A 15072-nucleotide genomic window follows, 5' to 3' on the forward strand; every position below is an offset into this window, starting at 1 on the left:
GCGGCGGGACCAGGCCATCGCCGGAATACGGCGGTATTTCCGGGCCTGCTCGTAGATTCCTTACGGCAATTTCGCCGCGCCCGCCTGCTGGACGCGCTGCTCGATGGCGCCGAACACGGATTTACCGTCGGCGCCCAGCATTTCGATGCGGATGGTATCGCCGAAGGCCATGAACGGCGTGACCGGCGCACCGCCGGCGATCGTCTCCAGGCAGCGCTGCTCGGCGATGCAGGAATAGCCGCGCTTGGCATCCTTGTTGGACACCGTGCCCGAGCCGATGATGCTGCCGGCCCGCACATTGCGCGACTTGGCCAGGTGGGCGATCAGTTGCGGGAAGTTGAACACCATGTCCACGCCTGCCTGCGGCTTGCCGACCAGCTTGCCGTTCCAGGTCGACAGCAGCGGCAGATGGACCTTGCCGCCCTTCCAGGCGTCGTCCAGCTCGTCCGGCGTGACCGCCACCGGCGAAAAGCTGGTGGCCGGCTTGGACTGGACGAAGCCAAAGCCCTTGGCCAGCTCGTCCGGAATCAGGTTACGCAGCGACACATCGTTGACCAGCATCAGCAGACGGATGCGCTGGTGCGCCTGGTCCGGCGTGACGCCCATGGGCACATCGTCGGTGATCACCGCGACTTCCGCCTCGAAATCGATGCCCCATTCCTCGCGGAACAGTGCGATGTCGTCGGTCGGGCCGAGGAAATCGTCGCTGCCGCCCTGGTACATCAGCGGATCCTCCCAGAACGACGGCGGCAGCTCGGCGCCGCGCGCCTTGCGCACCAGCTCGACGTGGTTGACGTAGGCCGAACCGTCGGCCCACTGGAAGGCGCGCGGCAGCGGCGCCATGCAGTTTGCCGGCTCGAAATCGAAGCTGCGGCGGGCGCGCCCCTGGTTCAGATCCTGGTAGATCGCCTCCAGTTGCGGTGCGATGAAGGTCCAATCGTCCAAAGCGCGCTGCAGGGTGCGCGCCACGCCGTCGGCCAGCTGCGCCGTCTTCAGGTCGCGCGACACCACCATCAACTGGCCGTCGCGGGTGCCGTCCCTCAGCGTCGCCAGCTTCATGCGGACGGCGCCAGCAAGGCCAATTGCTCCGGCGTCAGGTAGCACCATTCGCCTTCGGCGATGCCCAGCGACTCCAGCGTCAGCGTGCCGATGGCCGAGCGATGCAGCGCGCTGCAATGGTTGCCGGCGGCCGCCAGCATGCGCTTGACCTGGTGATACTTGCCCTGCTCCAGCACGATTTCCAGCTGATGCTCGCCGCGCTTGATGCAGGTCTGCGCCGCCAGCGGCGCCGGCTCGTCGTGCAACTGCACGCCCGACAGCAATTGCGCCACCAGTTCGTCGGTGACCGGCTCCTGCGTGGTGGCCTGGTAAATCTTCGGCACATGCCGCTTCGGCGACGATTGTGCATGGATAAACGGGCCATCGTCCGACATCAGCAGCATGCCGGTGGTGTCATGGTCGAGCCGGCCGACCGGCTGCACTTCGCGCCAGCTGAACTGCTCGGGCAGCAAGGTCAGCACGCCCGGATGGTGGCTGGGCTTGCGCGAGCATTCGAAGTTGGCCGGCTTGTTGAGCGCGATATACAGGTGTTCGCGATACACCCATTCCTCGTCGAAGATGGTCAGCACCAGGCCATCGGTCTCGATGCTGGCTTTGTAATTGTCATGCACGACGCCGCCGATGCTGACTTCGCCGTCCTCGATAAGGGAGCGGCAATACTTGCGGGTGCCGTAACCCTGCGATTGCAGGATGCGGTCTAGGGATAGTTTACTCATGGCCGGATTTTACAGGATGCCGGTGACAGCGGGAAGGCGGCTCCTGCCGCGCCGCAGCATCTGCGCCGGGCGGTGAATTCCTTGATGCATATCAAGCCCCGTAACGATTCCATTGATAAACTGAAAACCGCGTTAGGAATCCGCCTAATGCATTAGGAATGCTCAGCAGGACTTCACCATGTCTACCTTACTCACCGTGACGACAGCGGCGCAAGAACAGGCCGCCATGCATAGAACCGAGGTGTTGCTGGCACGCTGCCGCAGCCACATCCCTGCCGCCGAGGAGCCCTGCTGCGCGCGGGACCAGTGGCATGCCGACCGGCAGGCCCACTTCCTGGCCTGGCTGGACGCCGGCGGCTTCGCGCAAACCGAGGCCACAATTGAAAACAGCGGCATTGCGCCGCTGTTTTCAGTCCCATCACAGGACTCATTACGAGGAATCGAAATTCTCTCAACTCCGCATCAGTGATGCAGCTGAGTAGTTCCATCAAACTGAACAAGATCGTGCTGACAACAAGATAAACTGTTTATATCGGCCCCCCTTGGAAAGAACTACAACACCACTATAGCCCACCAAGTCAGATATGCAAGCAGGAATAAGGCTGGATTGATAATGTTAATCGCTAGTCCACAGATGCTATCACTGCGACTAACGGCCAGCCGGCCTGCCCCGGCGCCTAACGCAGGCTGGGCTTGACGTTGTCCACCGCCGACTTCATCGCGCCCGCGCCCATCGCCGCACCGAATTTCTTCAGCACCCGCTCCGGCAAGCCCTCATGCTGGGTGTAATCGATGATGTCTTCGGCCTTGACCACGTCGCGCGCCACGCTGTCGACCGTGCCGAAGGCGTCGGCCAGGCCCATGTCGATGGACTTGGCGCCGGTCCAGAACAGGCCGGAGAACATGTCCGGCGTTTCCTTCAGGCGCTTGCCGCGTCCGCTGCGCACCACCTGAATGAATTGCTGGTGGATCTCGTTAAGCATGGTTTGCGCGTGCTGCTTGTGCTTTTCCGTCAGCGGACTGAACGGGTCCATGAAACCCTTGTTCTCGCCGGCCGTCAGCAGACGGCGCTCGACGCCGACTTTTTCCATGATGCCGGTAAAGCCGAAGCCGTCCATCAGCACGCCGATCGAGCCGATGATGCTGGCCTTGTTGACATAGATGCGGTCGGCGCCGGCGGCGATGTAATAGCAGCCGGACGCGCAGATCTCGTCCACCACCACGTACAGCGGCTTGGCCGGATAGCCTTTGCGCAGGCGCACCATTTCGTCGACGATCATGCCGGCCTGCACCGGGCTGCCGCCGGGACTATTGATGTGCATCACGACCGCCACCGAGCCGCTGTCGGAAAACGCCTTGTTCAGCGCCGGGATCACCACCGAGGCGGCACCGCTGCCTTCGGACTCGATCGCGCCGTCGATCTCGATCAAGGCCGTGTGGCGGCCCAGGGTTTCTTCCGAGCCGGTCCAGCTGATGTCCAGGTAGGCGCTCAGCCCGACCACCACCACCAGCAGCGTCACGGCCTTGAAGAAGATACCCCAGCGGCGCGCCGCCTTTTGCTCCTTCAGCGTGGCGAACACCAGCTTTTCCAGCACTTCGCGCTCCCAGCTGGAGGCGGCGACTGTGGCCTTGGGAGGCACAGGAGATACCGGTTTTTCGGCGCCGTTGCCGCCATTTTCGCTAGTGTTATCGCTCATAGTTCTCGTCTTGTTACAGGTCAGGCGCGCGCGGGGCGCACGTAGTCATCCGGTTGCCAGAAAATCTGCTGATCGCGTTCCACCACGCTGATCGGGCGCAAACGGCCGCCTTTGCACGGCCCGCCGGCGCAAAAGCCGCTTTCCGGTACATAAATCGCACCGTGGGTGGAACACATCAGGTACAAGCCGCTGGACTCGAAGAACTCGCCTTCGGCCCAGTCCAGTTCGATCGGCACATGGGCGCAGCGATTCAGGTAGCCGTACACCTTGCCGCCGTAGCGCACCACGAAACCGGTGCCGTCGTCGCCGCCGGCGGTGACCAGGAAGCGCACGCCCTTGCCGCCCTCCAGCACCGCGTCGGCGGCGCAGACCAAAATTTCCTCGCCGGCCATTATGCGTTCTCGCTCAGCCAATGGTGCAGCTCGGCCACCGTGACGGCCGAGTACAGCGGATTGCAGGCGGCCAGCTGGTCGGCCGGATGCGCGCCGTACTGGACCGCGATGGCGGACGCGCCGGCATTGTTCGCCATCAATAGATCGTGCGAAGTATCGCCGATCATCACGGTACGCCGCATATCCTGGCCCAACTCCCGCGTCAGCTCCTGCAGCATGGCGGGATGCGGCTTGGAGAAGGTTTCGTCGGCGCAACGGGTGGCGTCAAACATGGACAGCAGCTTGACATCGTTCATGGCGCGGTTCAGGCCCACCCGGCTCTTGCCGGTGGCCACCGCCAGGAAATAGCCGTTCTGCGACAACTCCGTCAGCATGTCGTGCACGCCGGGGAACAGGGTCAGCTCGTGGTCGCGCGACAGGAAATGATAGCGGTAACGCTCCACCATGCGCGGATAGTACGATGGGTCGATCTCCGGCAGCACCGCCTGCATGGCCTCATGCAGGCCGAGGCCGATCACATGGGCGGCAACGTCGTCGCGCGGTATCGGCAGGGACAGGTCCCTGGCCGCCGCCTGTATGCACTTGACGATCGTTGACGTTGAATCCATCAACGTTCCATCCCAATCGAAGACGATTAAATCAAATTGCTTTCTTGCCATGTGTTCCGGCCTGCTGCCGCAGGCCGGCTCCTTCAGTAATATTTGCGATTAGTTAAGAGGTTTCCCCAAGCTTACCAAGAATCGCTCACATTCGGCGGCCAATGGCGCATTCAGCGTCATGATTTTGCCGGAATCTGGATGGGTAAACGTAATCTGATGGGCGTGCAGGAACATGCGCTTGAGCGCGCCGCGCGTGGCGTCGGCCTTCAACAAAGCGCGGTTCAAGGCAAAATCGCCGTATTTATCGTCACCTAGGATGGCGAAGCCGGAAGATGACAGATGGACGCGGATCTGGTGGGTGCGTCCGGTCTTCAACTCGGCTTCCAGCAGGGCGAAGTCCTTGAATTTCTTCAGCAACGTAAACACCGTGTGCGACGGCATGCCCTCGGCCTGCACGGCCACGCGGCGCTCGCCGTCGGCGGTGGTGTATTTATGCAGCGGCAGCTTGATATGCTGGCGCGCGTTTTTCCAGTCACCCGCCACCATCGTCAGGTAGCGCTTGTCGGTATGGCCGTCGCGCATCTGCTCGTGCAGGCTGGTCAGCGCCGAACGCTTTTTCGCCAGCAACAACAAACCCGAGGTATCGCGGTCCAGCCGGTGCACCAGTTCCAGGAACTTGGCGTCCGGGCGGGACGCGCGCAACTGCTCGATCACGCCAAAGGACACGCCGGAACCGCCGTGCACCGCCACGCCGGCCGGCTTGTCGATCACCAGCAGGTGGGCATCCTCGAAAATCACCTTGAATTCGGCCGCCGGCACGTGGGTGGTGTCGGCCTTCTCCGCAATGCGCACCGGCGGAATACGGACCACATCACCCTGTACCAAACGGTACATTTGATCGATACGCCCCTTGTTTACCCGCACTTCGCCCGAACGCAGGATACGATAGACGTGACTTTTCGGCACGCCTTTGCAAACGCGCAACAGGTAGTTATCGATGCGCTGACCGGCTTCTTCTTCAGTAATTGTGACGAATTGTGCTTGCAGCGGAACGGGGGTTGAAGGGGGAACAACATCATTTTGCATCTTCATTTGCTCTGTCTTCCCAGAAATCTCTCTAAGTCCTTCATTTTGAATATATAATTGTTTCGCTGCGGTTCAATCTGCGGCAAGTGTAAGAATAAAAGCACATTTTACACAGGGGCGTCTCCACTGGCCTCGCCAAATTGCAAATTCAGAGGAAAAAATGTATACGCACCACCCCTGCCGGAATCAAGGTTGCACCGTTGTTGTAATCGGATGTCAGCAGGGATGCTGAATTAATATGGTTGGATTGTAAGGATAAAGTCCGGCCAGCTTGGTCTAGAGTCGAGCTGGCCGGTTGATGAAGTTGATAACGCTTGCCGTTTTCGCCGGACCCCATGCTTTGCTGCAAGCTCGACGGAAGGCTGAAACAAGCCTGGTTACCGAAGTTGCAATACTTGTAGTACGTAAGCCTGGATAGGATTTGGCTCTCAACGACGTTGCTCACCGCCTGCATTTCTCTGCCGTCCGTCAGGGGCCGCATGGATGAATTGCAGGTGATGCGAGCACTCGGCATGTCGATCGACCTCATGCGCCCAGTTGCGGCCGCAACGCGGACCTTTTCGTTCGCGTTTCTGCGCCGCACAGGATGGGCATACCCACCGCAATCACATTAATTCTCGCGTATATCCCTGTACCACGCCGCCTCGGTCGTAAGAAACCGAGCGGCACAGAGATGACCTACGGGTCGCGGAGTTTATAAAAATGAAACGCATGTTGTTTAATGCTACGCAGCAAGAAGAACTGCGCGTAGCGATCGTCGACGGTCAGAAACTGATCGATATCGACATCGAAACCGCCGGCCGCGAACAGCGCAAATCCAACATCTACAAGGGCGTGATCACCCGGATCGAGCCGTCGCTGGAAGCTTGCTTCGTCAGCTACGGCGAAGATCGCCACGGTTTCCTGCCATTCAAGGAAGTAGCACGCACTTACTTCCGCGAAGGCGTGGACGTCCGCAACGCCTCCGTCAAGGAAGCGCTGCGCGAAGGCCAGGAAATCATGGTCCAGGTGGAAAAGGAAGAGCGCGGCAACAAGGGCGCCGCCCTGACCTCCTTCGTCTCGCTGGCCGGCCGCTACCTGGTACTGATGCCGAACAACCCGCGCGGTGGTGGTGTTTCCCGCCGGGTCGAAGGTGAGGAGCGCCAGGAACTGCGCGAAACCATGGACAAGCTGGACTTGCCGCCAGGCATGTCGGTGATTGCCCGCACCGCCGGCATCGGCCGCAACGTCGACGAGCTGCAGTGGGACTTGAACTACCTGATGCAACTGTGGCGCGCAATCGAAGGCGCCGGCAAGTCGGCCTCGGGCGCGTTCCTGATCTACCAGGAATCGTCGCTGGTCATCCGCGCCATCCGCGACTACTTCCAGCCGGACATCGGCGAAATCCTGATCGACACCGACGACATCTACGAGCAGGCTCACCAGTTCATGAGCCACGTGATGCCGGACATGGTGCACCGCGTGAAGCGCTACAGCGACGACGTGCCGCTGTTCTCCCGCTTCCAGATCGAACACCAGATCGAAACCGCCTACAGCCGCACCGTGCCGCTGCCATCGGGCGGCGCCATCGTGATCGACCACACCGAAGCGTTGGTCTCGGTCGACGTCAACTCGGCCCGCGCCACCCGCGGCTCGGACATCGAAACCACCGCCTTCAACACCAACTGCGAAGCGGCCGAGGAAGTGGCCCGCCAGCTGCGCCTGCGCGACCTGGGCGGCCTGATCGTGATCGACTTCATCGACATGGAAGTGGCCAAGAACCAGCGCGAAGTCGAACAGCGCCTGAAAGACGCGCTGCACCACGACCGCGCCCGCGTCCAGATGGGCAAGATCTCCCGCTTCGGCCTGATGGAACTGTCGCGCCAGCGCCTGCGTCCGTCGCTGTCGGAAGGCTCGCACGTGACCTGCCCGCGCTGCTCCGGCACCGGCCACATCCGCGACACCGAATCGTCGGCCCTGCAAGTCCTGCGCATCATCCAGGAAGAGGCGATGAAGGAAAACTCGGCCACCATCCACGTGCAGGTTCCGGTGGACGTGGCGGCCTTCCTGCTGAACGAAAAGCGCGGCGAAGTGCTCAAGATCGAGACCCGCCACCGCATCAGCATCATCCTGGTGCCGAACAAGCACCTGGAAACCCCGCACTACAAGCTCGAGCGCATCAAGCACGACGATCCGCGTCTGGAAGACAGCCAGGCGAGCTACTCGCTGGCCGAGCAAGCCGAAACCGACATGGCCTACAGCAAGCGCCAGAAGGAAGAAGCCAAGCCGCGCCAGGAAGCCATGGTCAAGACCATCACCCCGGACCAGCCTGCACCGCTGGTCGAGCGCAAGCCGACCGAAACCGTCATCAAGCCAGCGCCGGCCCCAACGCCTGCGCCAGCCGAGCAAGGTTTCTTCGCCAAGCTGATCAGCTTCTTCACCGGCAAGCCGGAAACGCCGGCCCTGCCGCAGCAGCCAACCATCGTGGTCAAGGCGCCGTCCGGCGACCGTGGCGACCGCAACCCGCGTGGTCCGCGCGGTCGCAACCGTAACGGCAAGGGCGCCGGCCGCGGCGAGCGCGAAGAGCGCGAACCAGGCGCAGCCCGTCCGGCAGCGGACGAGGCGAAGGCAGTCGACGCCAACGGCCGTCCGGCACGCCCACCGCGTCCACCGCGCGAGCCGCGCGAACCGCGTGAGAACCAGGCAGCGGAAGGCCAGGCGCCACGCGAACGCGCGGAACGTCCAGAACGTCCGGAGCGCGCCGAGCGCACGCCACGTCCTCCACGCGAACCACGCGCCGACAAGGCACCAGTCGAAGCCAAGGTTGAAGAACTGGCGCTGAACGTCGGCGTGCCGTCGACCGGCCCGGTGACCGAAGCGGCGACCAGCATCCTGAAAACCGCGCCGAGCACCGGCCCGGAAGGCGAGGAAAACGAAGCAGCGATGGACGGTGAAGAACCGCGTCGTCGTCGCCGTCGTGGCGGCCGCAACCGCAATCGCCGCGACCGTGACGGCGCCGAAGGTGTGGAAGGCGCGGAAGGCCAGGAATCGGCAGCAGGTGAAGCCGGCGAGCAAGGCGAGCAGATCGCCCTGAGCTTCAGCGCACCAGCAGCCGCAGCAGCCGAGGCTGCAGTCGCCCCGGCAGCAGTGGAAGCAGCCGTCGCAGTGGCAGCACCGGCCGTGGAAGCGCCAGTTGCCGCCGCACCGGTGGTCGCCGAAGCACCAGCCGCCGAGCCAGTAGTCGCCGCCGTGGTGGCGCCGGAACCGGCCCCAGTTGTGGAAACGCCAGCCCTTGCCGCAGCGCCTGTGGTGGAAGCCGCGCCTGTCGTCGCCGAGCCAGTAGCTGCCGCGGTCGAAGCACCCGCAGCGCCGGTCGAAGCGCCGGTCGTGGTGGAAGCCCCGGCCGTCGTGGCTGAAGTTGCCGCCCCTGTCGTGGCGGAAGCCGCGCCGGTCGTCGCAGCGCCAGTCGCACCAACGCCGGCTCCTGCGCCAGTCGTCGCAGCGCCAGTGGTAGCCGAACCGGTCGCCGCAGCGCCAGCACCTACGCCCGCCCCGGCGCCGGTAGCGCCATCGGCCCCGATCGACCTGCAAGCCGTGCTCGGCTCCGCCGGCCTGACGCTGGCAGCCACCGATCCGGCCAAGCTGCGCGCCGCCCAGGAAGCAGCCGCCAAGGCCGTCGCACCGGCACGCGTTCCGCGCGAACGCAAGCCGCTGCCGCCGCAAAATGACGAACCGCTGGTCCAGGTGGACACCCGCCGCTAATCGCAGCGGACAGCAACACCCAAAGCCCCGCCGGCACCGGGCGCGCTCTTGAGCGCGTTCAGGCCGGCGGGGCTTTTTTAATGGAGCCCCGCCCCACCGAGTTGGCGGCGGCGTGCTATCGTAGCTTCTTGTAGTCGTCCGAGTGTCGCCCCGCATTTCAAAAACAGCAAGATTGTAGAGTCATGGCAGAGAAAATAATCATGATGGCCAGCCAGCGCCCCGCGCCGCCCGCCGTCCCCGCGATCCTGGAAACGCCGACCGGCCTGCTCAGCGACCAGCTGGCGCGCCCGCTGCACGACCTGCGCATCTCCGTCACCGACCGCTGCAACTTCCGCTGCGTCTACTGCATGCCCAAGGCGGTGTTCGACAACGACTACCAATACCTGCCGCACACCTCGCTGCTGACGTTCGAGGAAATCACCCGCCTGGCGAAAACCTTCATCGCCCACGGCGTCGAGAAAATCCGCCTGACCGGCGGCGAGCCGCTGCTGCGCAAGAACCTCGAACGGCTGGTCGCCATGCTGGCCGAACTCAAGACCGTTCACGGCAAGCCGCTAGACCTGACGCTGACCACCAACGCCTCGCTGCTGGCGCGCAAGGCGCAATCGCTCAAGGACGCCGGCCTGCAGCGCATCACCGTCTCGCTCGACGCGCTCGACAACGCCACCTTCCAGCGCATGAACGACGTCGACTTCTCGGTCGACGACGTGCTGCGCGGGATCGATGCGGCACATCAAGTGGGCCTGGGCCCGATCAAGATCAACATGGTGGTCAAGGCCGGCATGAACGACCAGGAAATCCTGCCGATGGCCCGCCATTTCAGGCACACGCCCTACATCCTGCGCTTCATCGAGTACATGGACGTGGGCGCCTCCAATGGCTGGAAAATGGACGAGGTGATACCATCGTCCGAAGTGGTGCGCCGCATCCACGCCGAAATGCCATTGACGCCGCTGGGCGCCAACTACCCCGGCGAGACCGCCGCGCGCTGGCGCTACGACGACGGCGGCGGCGAGATCGGCCTGATCTCCAGCGTCACCCAGGCCTTCTGCAGCGACTGCAGCCGTGCGCGCCTGTCGACCGAGGGCAAGCTGTACACCTGCCTGTTCGCCAGCGGCGGCCACGATCTGCGCGCCCTGCTGCGCGACGGCCGCAGCGACGAGGAAATCGCCACCGTGCTGGCGCACCTGTGGCGCGCGCGCGGCGACCGCTATTCAGAGCTGCGCACCAACAATACCGACGGCCTGCAACGCAGCGCCAACAAGGTGGAAATGTCTTACATCGGAGGGTAGTTTGTATTTGAAGAGCAAGGTCACAGGACTGATACTGGCGGGCGGCCGCGGCACGCGCATGGGCCGCGTCGACAAGGGCCTGCAGCCCTTCCGTGGCGCCACGCTGGTCGAGCATGTGATGCGGCGCCTGGCGCCGCAAGCGGCCACCATCGTCATCAACGCCAACCGCAACCTGCCGCAGTACCAGACGGTGGCGGGCGAGGCGCCGGTGCTGCCGGACTACCTGGACGGCTTCGAAGGCCCGCTGGCCGGCCTGCAGATCGGCCTGCAGTACTGCCCCACCGAGCTGCTGCTCACCGCCCCCTGCGATTCGCCCTTCCTGCCGGCCGACCTGGCCGAACGCCTGCACGCGGCCATGCAGGCGCAGGACGCCGACGTCGCGCTGGCCGTGACCATGGAATCCGAAGACGGCGGCGAGCCGCAACGCCAGCTGCATCCGGTGTTCGCGCTGCTCAAGGCCAGCCTGCTGCCGCAGCTGGACGCCTACCTGGCCACCGGCGCGCGCCGCATGGAGAGCTGGTACAAATCGCTGCGCGTGGCCGAAGTGATGTTCGACGACGCCGACGCCTTCCGCAACATCAACACGCTGGCCGAGCTGCAGCAGCACGAGCGCGCGCCGGCACCTGTCGCCGCGTCGTCCACCGAACCCGATGCGATGCCAGTCGCCGAAGCCCAACGCATCATCTGCGAGCGCATCGCACCCATCGCCGCCACCGAAACGCTGCCCCTGCGCGCAGCCCTCGACCGCGTGCTGGCCGAAGACATCATCTCGCCGATCAACGTGCCAGCCTACGACAACTCGGCCATGGACGGCTACGCACTACGCGGCGCCGACCTGCCCGCAGCCAGCGCGCCCGACGCCACCTTCAAAGTAATCGGCATCGCCTACGCCGGCCGCCCGTGCACGCAGGCGCCGCAGGCCGGCGAATGCATCCGCATCATGACCGGCGCCGCCATCCCACCCGGCTGCGACAGCGTGCTGCCGCAGGAACTGGCCGCCCACATCGGCGCCGACAGCGTCACCATCGCGCACGGCGCCATCCGCACCGGCGCCAACCGCCGCTTCGCCGGCGAAGACCTGAAGGCCGGCGGCATCGCCCTGGCCAAGGGAAAAATCATGCGCCCGGCCGACCTGGGCCTGGTGGCCTCGCTCGGCATCGGCGAAGTGGCGGTGCAGCGCAAGCTGCGCGTGGCCTTCTTCTCCACCGGCGACGAACTGCGCTCGCTGGGCGACAGCCTCGATGAAGGCTGCGTCTACGACAGCAACCGCTACACCCTGTTCGGCATGCTCACGCGGCTCGGTTGCGAGATCATCGACATGGGCATCGTGCGCGACGACCCGGCCGCGCTGGAAGCGGCGCTGCGCGAAGCGAGCGCGCAGGCCGACGCCATCATCACCTCCGGCGGCGTCTCCGAAGGCGCGGCCGACTACACGCGCGACATCTTCGGCCGCATCGGCGACGTCGCCTTCTGGAAGCTGGCGATGCGTCCCGGCCGTCCGCTCGCCTTCGGCCAGATCCAAACCGAGGCAGGCAGCGCCTGGCTGTTTGGCCTGCCCGGCAATCCGGTCGCGGTGATGGTGTCGTTCTACCTGTTCGCCCGACCCGCGCTGCTGCGCATGATGGGCGCGCAATCGTCGCTGCCCCTGATGCAGGCCCGCTGCACCGAAGCGATCCGCAAACGCCCCGGCCGCACCGAATACCAGCGCGGCATCGTCAGCGCCGGCGTGGGCGGCGAACCGCAGGTGCGGCTGACCGGCGCGCAAGGCTCCGGCATCCTGCGCTCGATGACCGAGGCGAACTGCATCGTCGTGCTGCGCGAGGCGCAGGCCAGCGTTGCCGCCGGCGAGATGGTCGACGTGCTGCTGTTCGACGGCTTGGTCTAGGCCGATGCGCCAGCCCCGCCTGCGCATCCGCAACCTGCAATCGCCGCTGGCAGGTCCGTTTTCCTTCGACCTGGAAGCGGGCCAATGCCTGACCATCTCCGGCCCGTCCGGCGCCGGCAAAAGCCTGCTGCTGCGGATGCTGTGCGACCTCGATCCCAACACCGGCGAGGCGCTGCTGAACGGACAGCCGCGTGCCGGAATGAGCGCGCCAGCATGGCGCGCCGCCGTGGTCTACCAGCCGGCCGAAGCGGCGTGGTGGCTGCCGACCGCCGGCGCGCACTTCAAACCTGATCAGATGGAGCGCGTGCGCAAACTGCTGCCGCAACTGGACCTGTCGCCGGCGCTGCTGGAGAGCGACATCGGCCGCCTCTCCACCGGCGAGCGCCAGCGCATGGCGCTGATACGTTCGCTGGCCTGCAAACCGCAGGTGCTGCTGCTCGACGAACCCACCGCCGCGCTGGACCCGGCCGCCGTCGCCGCCACCGAACAGCTGCTGCAAAAGGAACTGGCGGCGGGACTATCCATCGTGCTGGTCACGCACTCCGAATCGCAGGCGCGAACGCTGGGCCAGCGCGCCATGACGATGTGCGACCGCCGCCTCACCGAAAACGGAGCCTCGCAATGAGCGCAGGCATGACACCGATCCAGCCGGGCGCCGCCGACCTGGCGATCGCCTCCTCGCTGGTGCTGCTCAATGCCGGCATCTCCGCTTACCTTGGCTTGCGCATGCAGCGCAAGCTGCTGTGGTCCGCCACGCGCATGGTGGTGCAGCTGCTGCTGGTCGGACTGGTGCTGCGCTGGGTGTTCGCGCTGGCCTCCCCCGCCGCCACGCTGGCGGTCGCGCTGTTGATGATCGTGGCCGCCGCGCGCGAAGTGGCCACGCGGCCCGCGCACGGCCTGCGCGGCTGGCCCGGCGTGTGGCTGTCCACCGCCAGCGTCGGCCTGTCGAGCATCGCCACCGTGGTGCTGGCGCTGCTGACGGTGCTGCATCCCACGCCATGGTACGAGCCGCAGTACGCGGTCCCGCTGATCGGCATCGTGCTGGGCAACGTGCTCAATTCCGCCAGCCTGGGACTGGACACCTTCTACGGCGGCGTGGTCAACTCGCGCAACGCCATCGAAGCGCAGCTGGTGCTAGGCGCCACCCGCAACGAGGCGCTGGCGCCGCTGATACGCGAATCGGTGCGCAAGGGACTGATCCCGCTGATCAACCAGATGTCGGCCGCCGGCATCATCACCCTGCCCGGCATCATGACCGGCCAGATCCTCGCCGGCATGGACCCGATGGACGCGGTGCGCTACCAGATCCTGTTGATGTTCCTGCTGGCCGGCGGCAGCGGCGTGTCGGTCACGCTGGCGGTCTACCTGGCGGCGCGCAGCGTCACCGACGAGCGCCACCGCCTGCGGCTGGAACGCCTGAGCAGCCGCTAAGCAGCCGCTATGCAGCCGTTAGCCAGCGCGTTCGCCGCGCGGCGCGGCCACGCCCATGCCGGCGCTGGCCGCCACCAGCAGCATGCCGCAGGCAAGCCCCGCGAACGCCAACTGCAACCCGAACGCGTGCGCCACGAATCCTATCAGTCCCGGCCCGGCCAGAATGCCCGCATAGCCGATGGTGGTGATGGCGCTGATCGCCAGGCTGGCCGGCATGTCCCGCTGATTGCCGGCGGCGCTGAACAGCACCGGCACGATGTTCGACGCGCCCGTGCCGATCAGCGCGAAGCCGGCCAGCGCGATCCACGGCGACGGCGCCCACACCACGGTCAGGAATCCCAGCGCGGCGCACAGGCCGCCCAGCAGCAGCAAGCGCCCGCCTCCCCAGCGATGCACCAGCTTATCGCCATTGAGCCGCCCCACCGTCATCGCCACCGCGAAGGCCGCGTATCCGAGGCCGCCCTGCCCCGCCGTGAAGCCGCCGCCGCTGGTCAGGAAGACCGCGCTCCAGTCCAGCACCGCACCTTCGGCCAGGAACACCAGCGAGCATAAGGCGCCGATCAGCACCACCACCCCGCGCGGCATCGCGAACAAGGGAGCATCGCGCTCCGACGGCGCCGGGTCGCGCAGCAGGTGCGGGGCGGCGCAGGCCAGCACCAGCGCCACGATCGCCGCCAGCACCACCGACGAAACGACCAGGTCCAGCCCCGCCCACAGCATCAGCGTCATGCCACCGGCGCCGACGATGCCGCCCACGCTGAACAACCCGTGAAAGCCCGACATCAGCGCGCCGCCGTACTCCTTCTCGACGATCACGGCCTGGATATTCATCGCCACATCCAGCGTGCCTATCGCCGCGCCGAACAGGAACAGCGCCAGCGCCAGCGACCACGCCGACGGCGCCATCGCCAGGAAGGGAAACAACAGGCAGCATCCGAAACCGGACAACAGGATGACGCGGCGGCAGCCGAAGCGCGCGGCCATCACGCCGGTCACCGGCATCGCCAGCAGCGAGCCTATGCCCAGGCAAAGCAGCAGCAGGCCAAGCTGGCCGGGCTCCACGCCGGTGCGCGCCTGCGCGAACGGCACCAGCGGCGCCCAGGCCGACATCGCCATGCCGGCAACCAGGAAGGCCAGACGGGTGGAAACGCGCTGTTGCAAGGCGGTGGTCATC

The 15072-nt window shown here is 65.3% G+C and carries 14 protein-coding genes; 6 read left to right on the forward strand and 8 right to left on the reverse strand.

What is annotated here, in order from left to right:
* Window positions 1-60: 60 nt before the first annotated feature.
* On the reverse strand, window positions 61-1059 hold the full coding sequence (locus AC07WS_RS06850) for a fumarylacetoacetate hydrolase family protein (RefSeq protein ID WP_494728325.1): 999 nt from the start codon (window positions 1057-1059) through the stop codon (window positions 61-63).
* Window positions 1056-1775, reverse strand: coding sequence for a pseudouridine synthase (locus tag AC07WS_RS06855; RefSeq protein ID WP_117011660.1), 720 nt, complete (start codon window positions 1773-1775; stop codon window positions 1056-1058). The genes AC07WS_RS06850 and AC07WS_RS06855 overlap by 4 nt, the downstream gene beginning before the upstream one ends.
* Before the next feature lie 178 nt (window positions 1776-1953).
* Here AC07WS_RS06855 and AC07WS_RS06860 point away from each other — a divergent pair, with 178 nt between their 5' ends.
* The gene (locus AC07WS_RS06860; protein ID WP_494728326.1) at window positions 1954-2244 is read left to right on the forward strand and encodes a hypothetical protein; all 291 of its coding nucleotides are present in this window, start codon (window positions 1954-1956) and stop codon (window positions 2242-2244) included.
* A 208-nt stretch (window positions 2245-2452) separates the two neighbouring features.
* Here the strand turns inward: AC07WS_RS06860 and AC07WS_RS06865 are convergent, their stop codons facing one another.
* The 5 genes from AC07WS_RS06865 to AC07WS_RS06885 form a co-directional block, all read right to left on the reverse strand.
* Window positions 2453-3472: a S49 family peptidase gene (locus AC07WS_RS06865; RefSeq protein WP_494728327.1), complete on the reverse strand. Its 1020-nt coding sequence runs from the start codon at window positions 3470-3472 to the stop codon at window positions 2453-2455.
* Window positions 3473-3492: 20 nt separating this feature from the next.
* Window positions 3493-3864, reverse strand: coding sequence for a Rieske (2Fe-2S) protein (locus AC07WS_RS06870; RefSeq protein WP_494728328.1), 372 nt, complete (start codon window positions 3862-3864; stop codon window positions 3493-3495).
* Complete coding sequence (locus AC07WS_RS06875) at window positions 3864-4523, reverse strand: HAD-IIIA family hydrolase (protein ID WP_494728329.1); 660 nt, start codon at window positions 4521-4523, stop codon at window positions 3864-3866. The genes AC07WS_RS06870 and AC07WS_RS06875 overlap by 1 nt, the downstream gene beginning before the upstream one ends.
* Before the next feature lie 48 nt (window positions 4524-4571).
* Window positions 4572-5555, reverse strand: coding sequence for an RluA family pseudouridine synthase (locus tag AC07WS_RS06880; RefSeq protein ID WP_494728330.1), 984 nt, complete (start codon window positions 5553-5555; stop codon window positions 4572-4574).
* Window positions 5556-5697: 142 nt separating this feature from the next.
* Window positions 5698-6078, reverse strand: a complete 381-nt coding sequence (locus tag AC07WS_RS06885) for a hypothetical protein (protein WP_494728331.1) — start codon at window positions 6076-6078, stop codon at window positions 5698-5700.
* Between the two features lie 173 nt (window positions 6079-6251).
* Between AC07WS_RS06885 and AC07WS_RS06890 the strand changes: the two genes are divergently transcribed.
* The 5 genes from AC07WS_RS06890 (at window position 6252) to AC07WS_RS06910 (ending at window position 13898) form a co-directional block, all read left to right on the forward strand.
* Window positions 6252-9290 carry an Rne/Rng family ribonuclease gene (locus AC07WS_RS06890; protein ID WP_494728332.1) on the forward strand — a complete coding sequence of 1013 codons (3039 nt, stop codon included), beginning with the start codon at window positions 6252-6254 and terminating at the stop codon, window positions 9288-9290.
* Window positions 9291-9472: 182 nt separating this feature from the next.
* The gene (moaA, locus tag AC07WS_RS06895; RefSeq protein WP_494728333.1) at window positions 9473-10582 is read left to right on the forward strand and encodes a GTP 3',8-cyclase MoaA; all 1110 of its coding nucleotides are present in this window, start codon (window positions 9473-9475) and stop codon (window positions 10580-10582) included.
* 1 nt (window position 10583) lies between these two features.
* The gene (gene moeA / locus AC07WS_RS06900; protein ID WP_494728334.1) at window positions 10584-12467 is read left to right on the forward strand and encodes a molybdopterin molybdotransferase MoeA; all 1884 of its coding nucleotides are present in this window, start codon (window positions 10584-10586) and stop codon (window positions 12465-12467) included.
* Between the two features lie 4 nt (window positions 12468-12471).
* Window positions 12472-13092, forward strand: coding sequence for an ABC transporter ATP-binding protein (locus AC07WS_RS06905; RefSeq protein WP_494728335.1), 621 nt, complete (start codon window positions 12472-12474; stop codon window positions 13090-13092).
* Window positions 13093-13100: 8 nt separating this feature from the next.
* Window positions 13101-13898 (forward strand): ABC transporter permease, encoded by a 798-nt coding sequence (locus AC07WS_RS06910; protein ID WP_494728336.1) that lies wholly within the window; start codon window positions 13101-13103, stop codon window positions 13896-13898.
* Window positions 13899-13916: 18 nt separating this feature from the next.
* Here AC07WS_RS06910 and AC07WS_RS06915 read toward each other — a convergent pair whose 3' ends face one another.
* Window positions 13917-15071, reverse strand: coding sequence for an MFS transporter (locus tag AC07WS_RS06915; RefSeq protein ID WP_494728337.1), 1155 nt, complete (start codon window positions 15069-15071; stop codon window positions 13917-13919).
* Window position 15072: the final 1 nt, after the last annotated feature.

Source organism: Duganella sp. GW821-FHT01E12 (genome assembly GCF_059422325.1).

What these genes read in the sequence shown, in the direction of transcription:
- AC07WS_RS06850 (WP_494728325.1), bottom strand. Translation starts at nt 1,059, where the DNA reads ATGAAGCTGGCGACGCTGAGGGACGGCACCCGCGACGGCCAGTTGATG.
- AC07WS_RS06855 (WP_117011660.1), bottom strand. Translation starts at nt 1,775, where the DNA reads ATGAGTAAACTATCCCTAGACCGCATCCTGCAATCGCAGGGTTACGGC.
- AC07WS_RS06860 (WP_494728326.1), top strand. Translation starts at nt 1,954, where the DNA reads ATGTCTACCTTACTCACCGTGACGACAGCGGCGCAAGAACAGGCCGCC.
- AC07WS_RS06865 (WP_494728327.1), bottom strand. Translation starts at nt 3,472, where the DNA reads ATGAGCGATAACACTAGCGAAAATGGCGGCAACGGCGCCGAAAAACCG.
- AC07WS_RS06870 (WP_494728328.1), bottom strand. Translation starts at nt 3,864, where the DNA reads ATGGCCGGCGAGGAAATTTTGGTCTGCGCCGCCGACGCGGTGCTGGAG.
- AC07WS_RS06875 (WP_494728329.1), bottom strand. Translation starts at nt 4,523, where the DNA reads ATGGCAAGAAAGCAATTTGATTTAATCGTCTTCGATTGGGATGGAACG.
- AC07WS_RS06880 (WP_494728330.1), bottom strand. Translation starts at nt 5,555, where the DNA reads ATGAAGATGCAAAATGATGTTGTTCCCCCTTCAACCCCCGTTCCGCTG.
- AC07WS_RS06885 (WP_494728331.1), bottom strand. Translation starts at nt 6,078, where the DNA reads ATGAGGTCGATCGACATGCCGAGTGCTCGCATCACCTGCAATTCATCC.
- AC07WS_RS06890 (WP_494728332.1), top strand. Translation starts at nt 6,252, where the DNA reads ATGAAACGCATGTTGTTTAATGCTACGCAGCAAGAAGAACTGCGCGTA.
- moaA (WP_494728333.1), top strand. Translation starts at nt 9,473, where the DNA reads ATGGCAGAGAAAATAATCATGATGGCCAGCCAGCGCCCCGCGCCGCCC.
- AC07WS_RS06905 (WP_494728335.1), top strand. Translation starts at nt 12,472, where the DNA reads ATGCGCCAGCCCCGCCTGCGCATCCGCAACCTGCAATCGCCGCTGGCA.
- AC07WS_RS06910 (WP_494728336.1), top strand. Translation starts at nt 13,101, where the DNA reads ATGACACCGATCCAGCCGGGCGCCGCCGACCTGGCGATCGCCTCCTCG.
- AC07WS_RS06915 (WP_494728337.1), bottom strand. Translation starts at nt 15,071, where the DNA reads ATGACCACCGCCTTGCAACAGCGCGTTTCCACCCGTCTGGCCTTCCTG.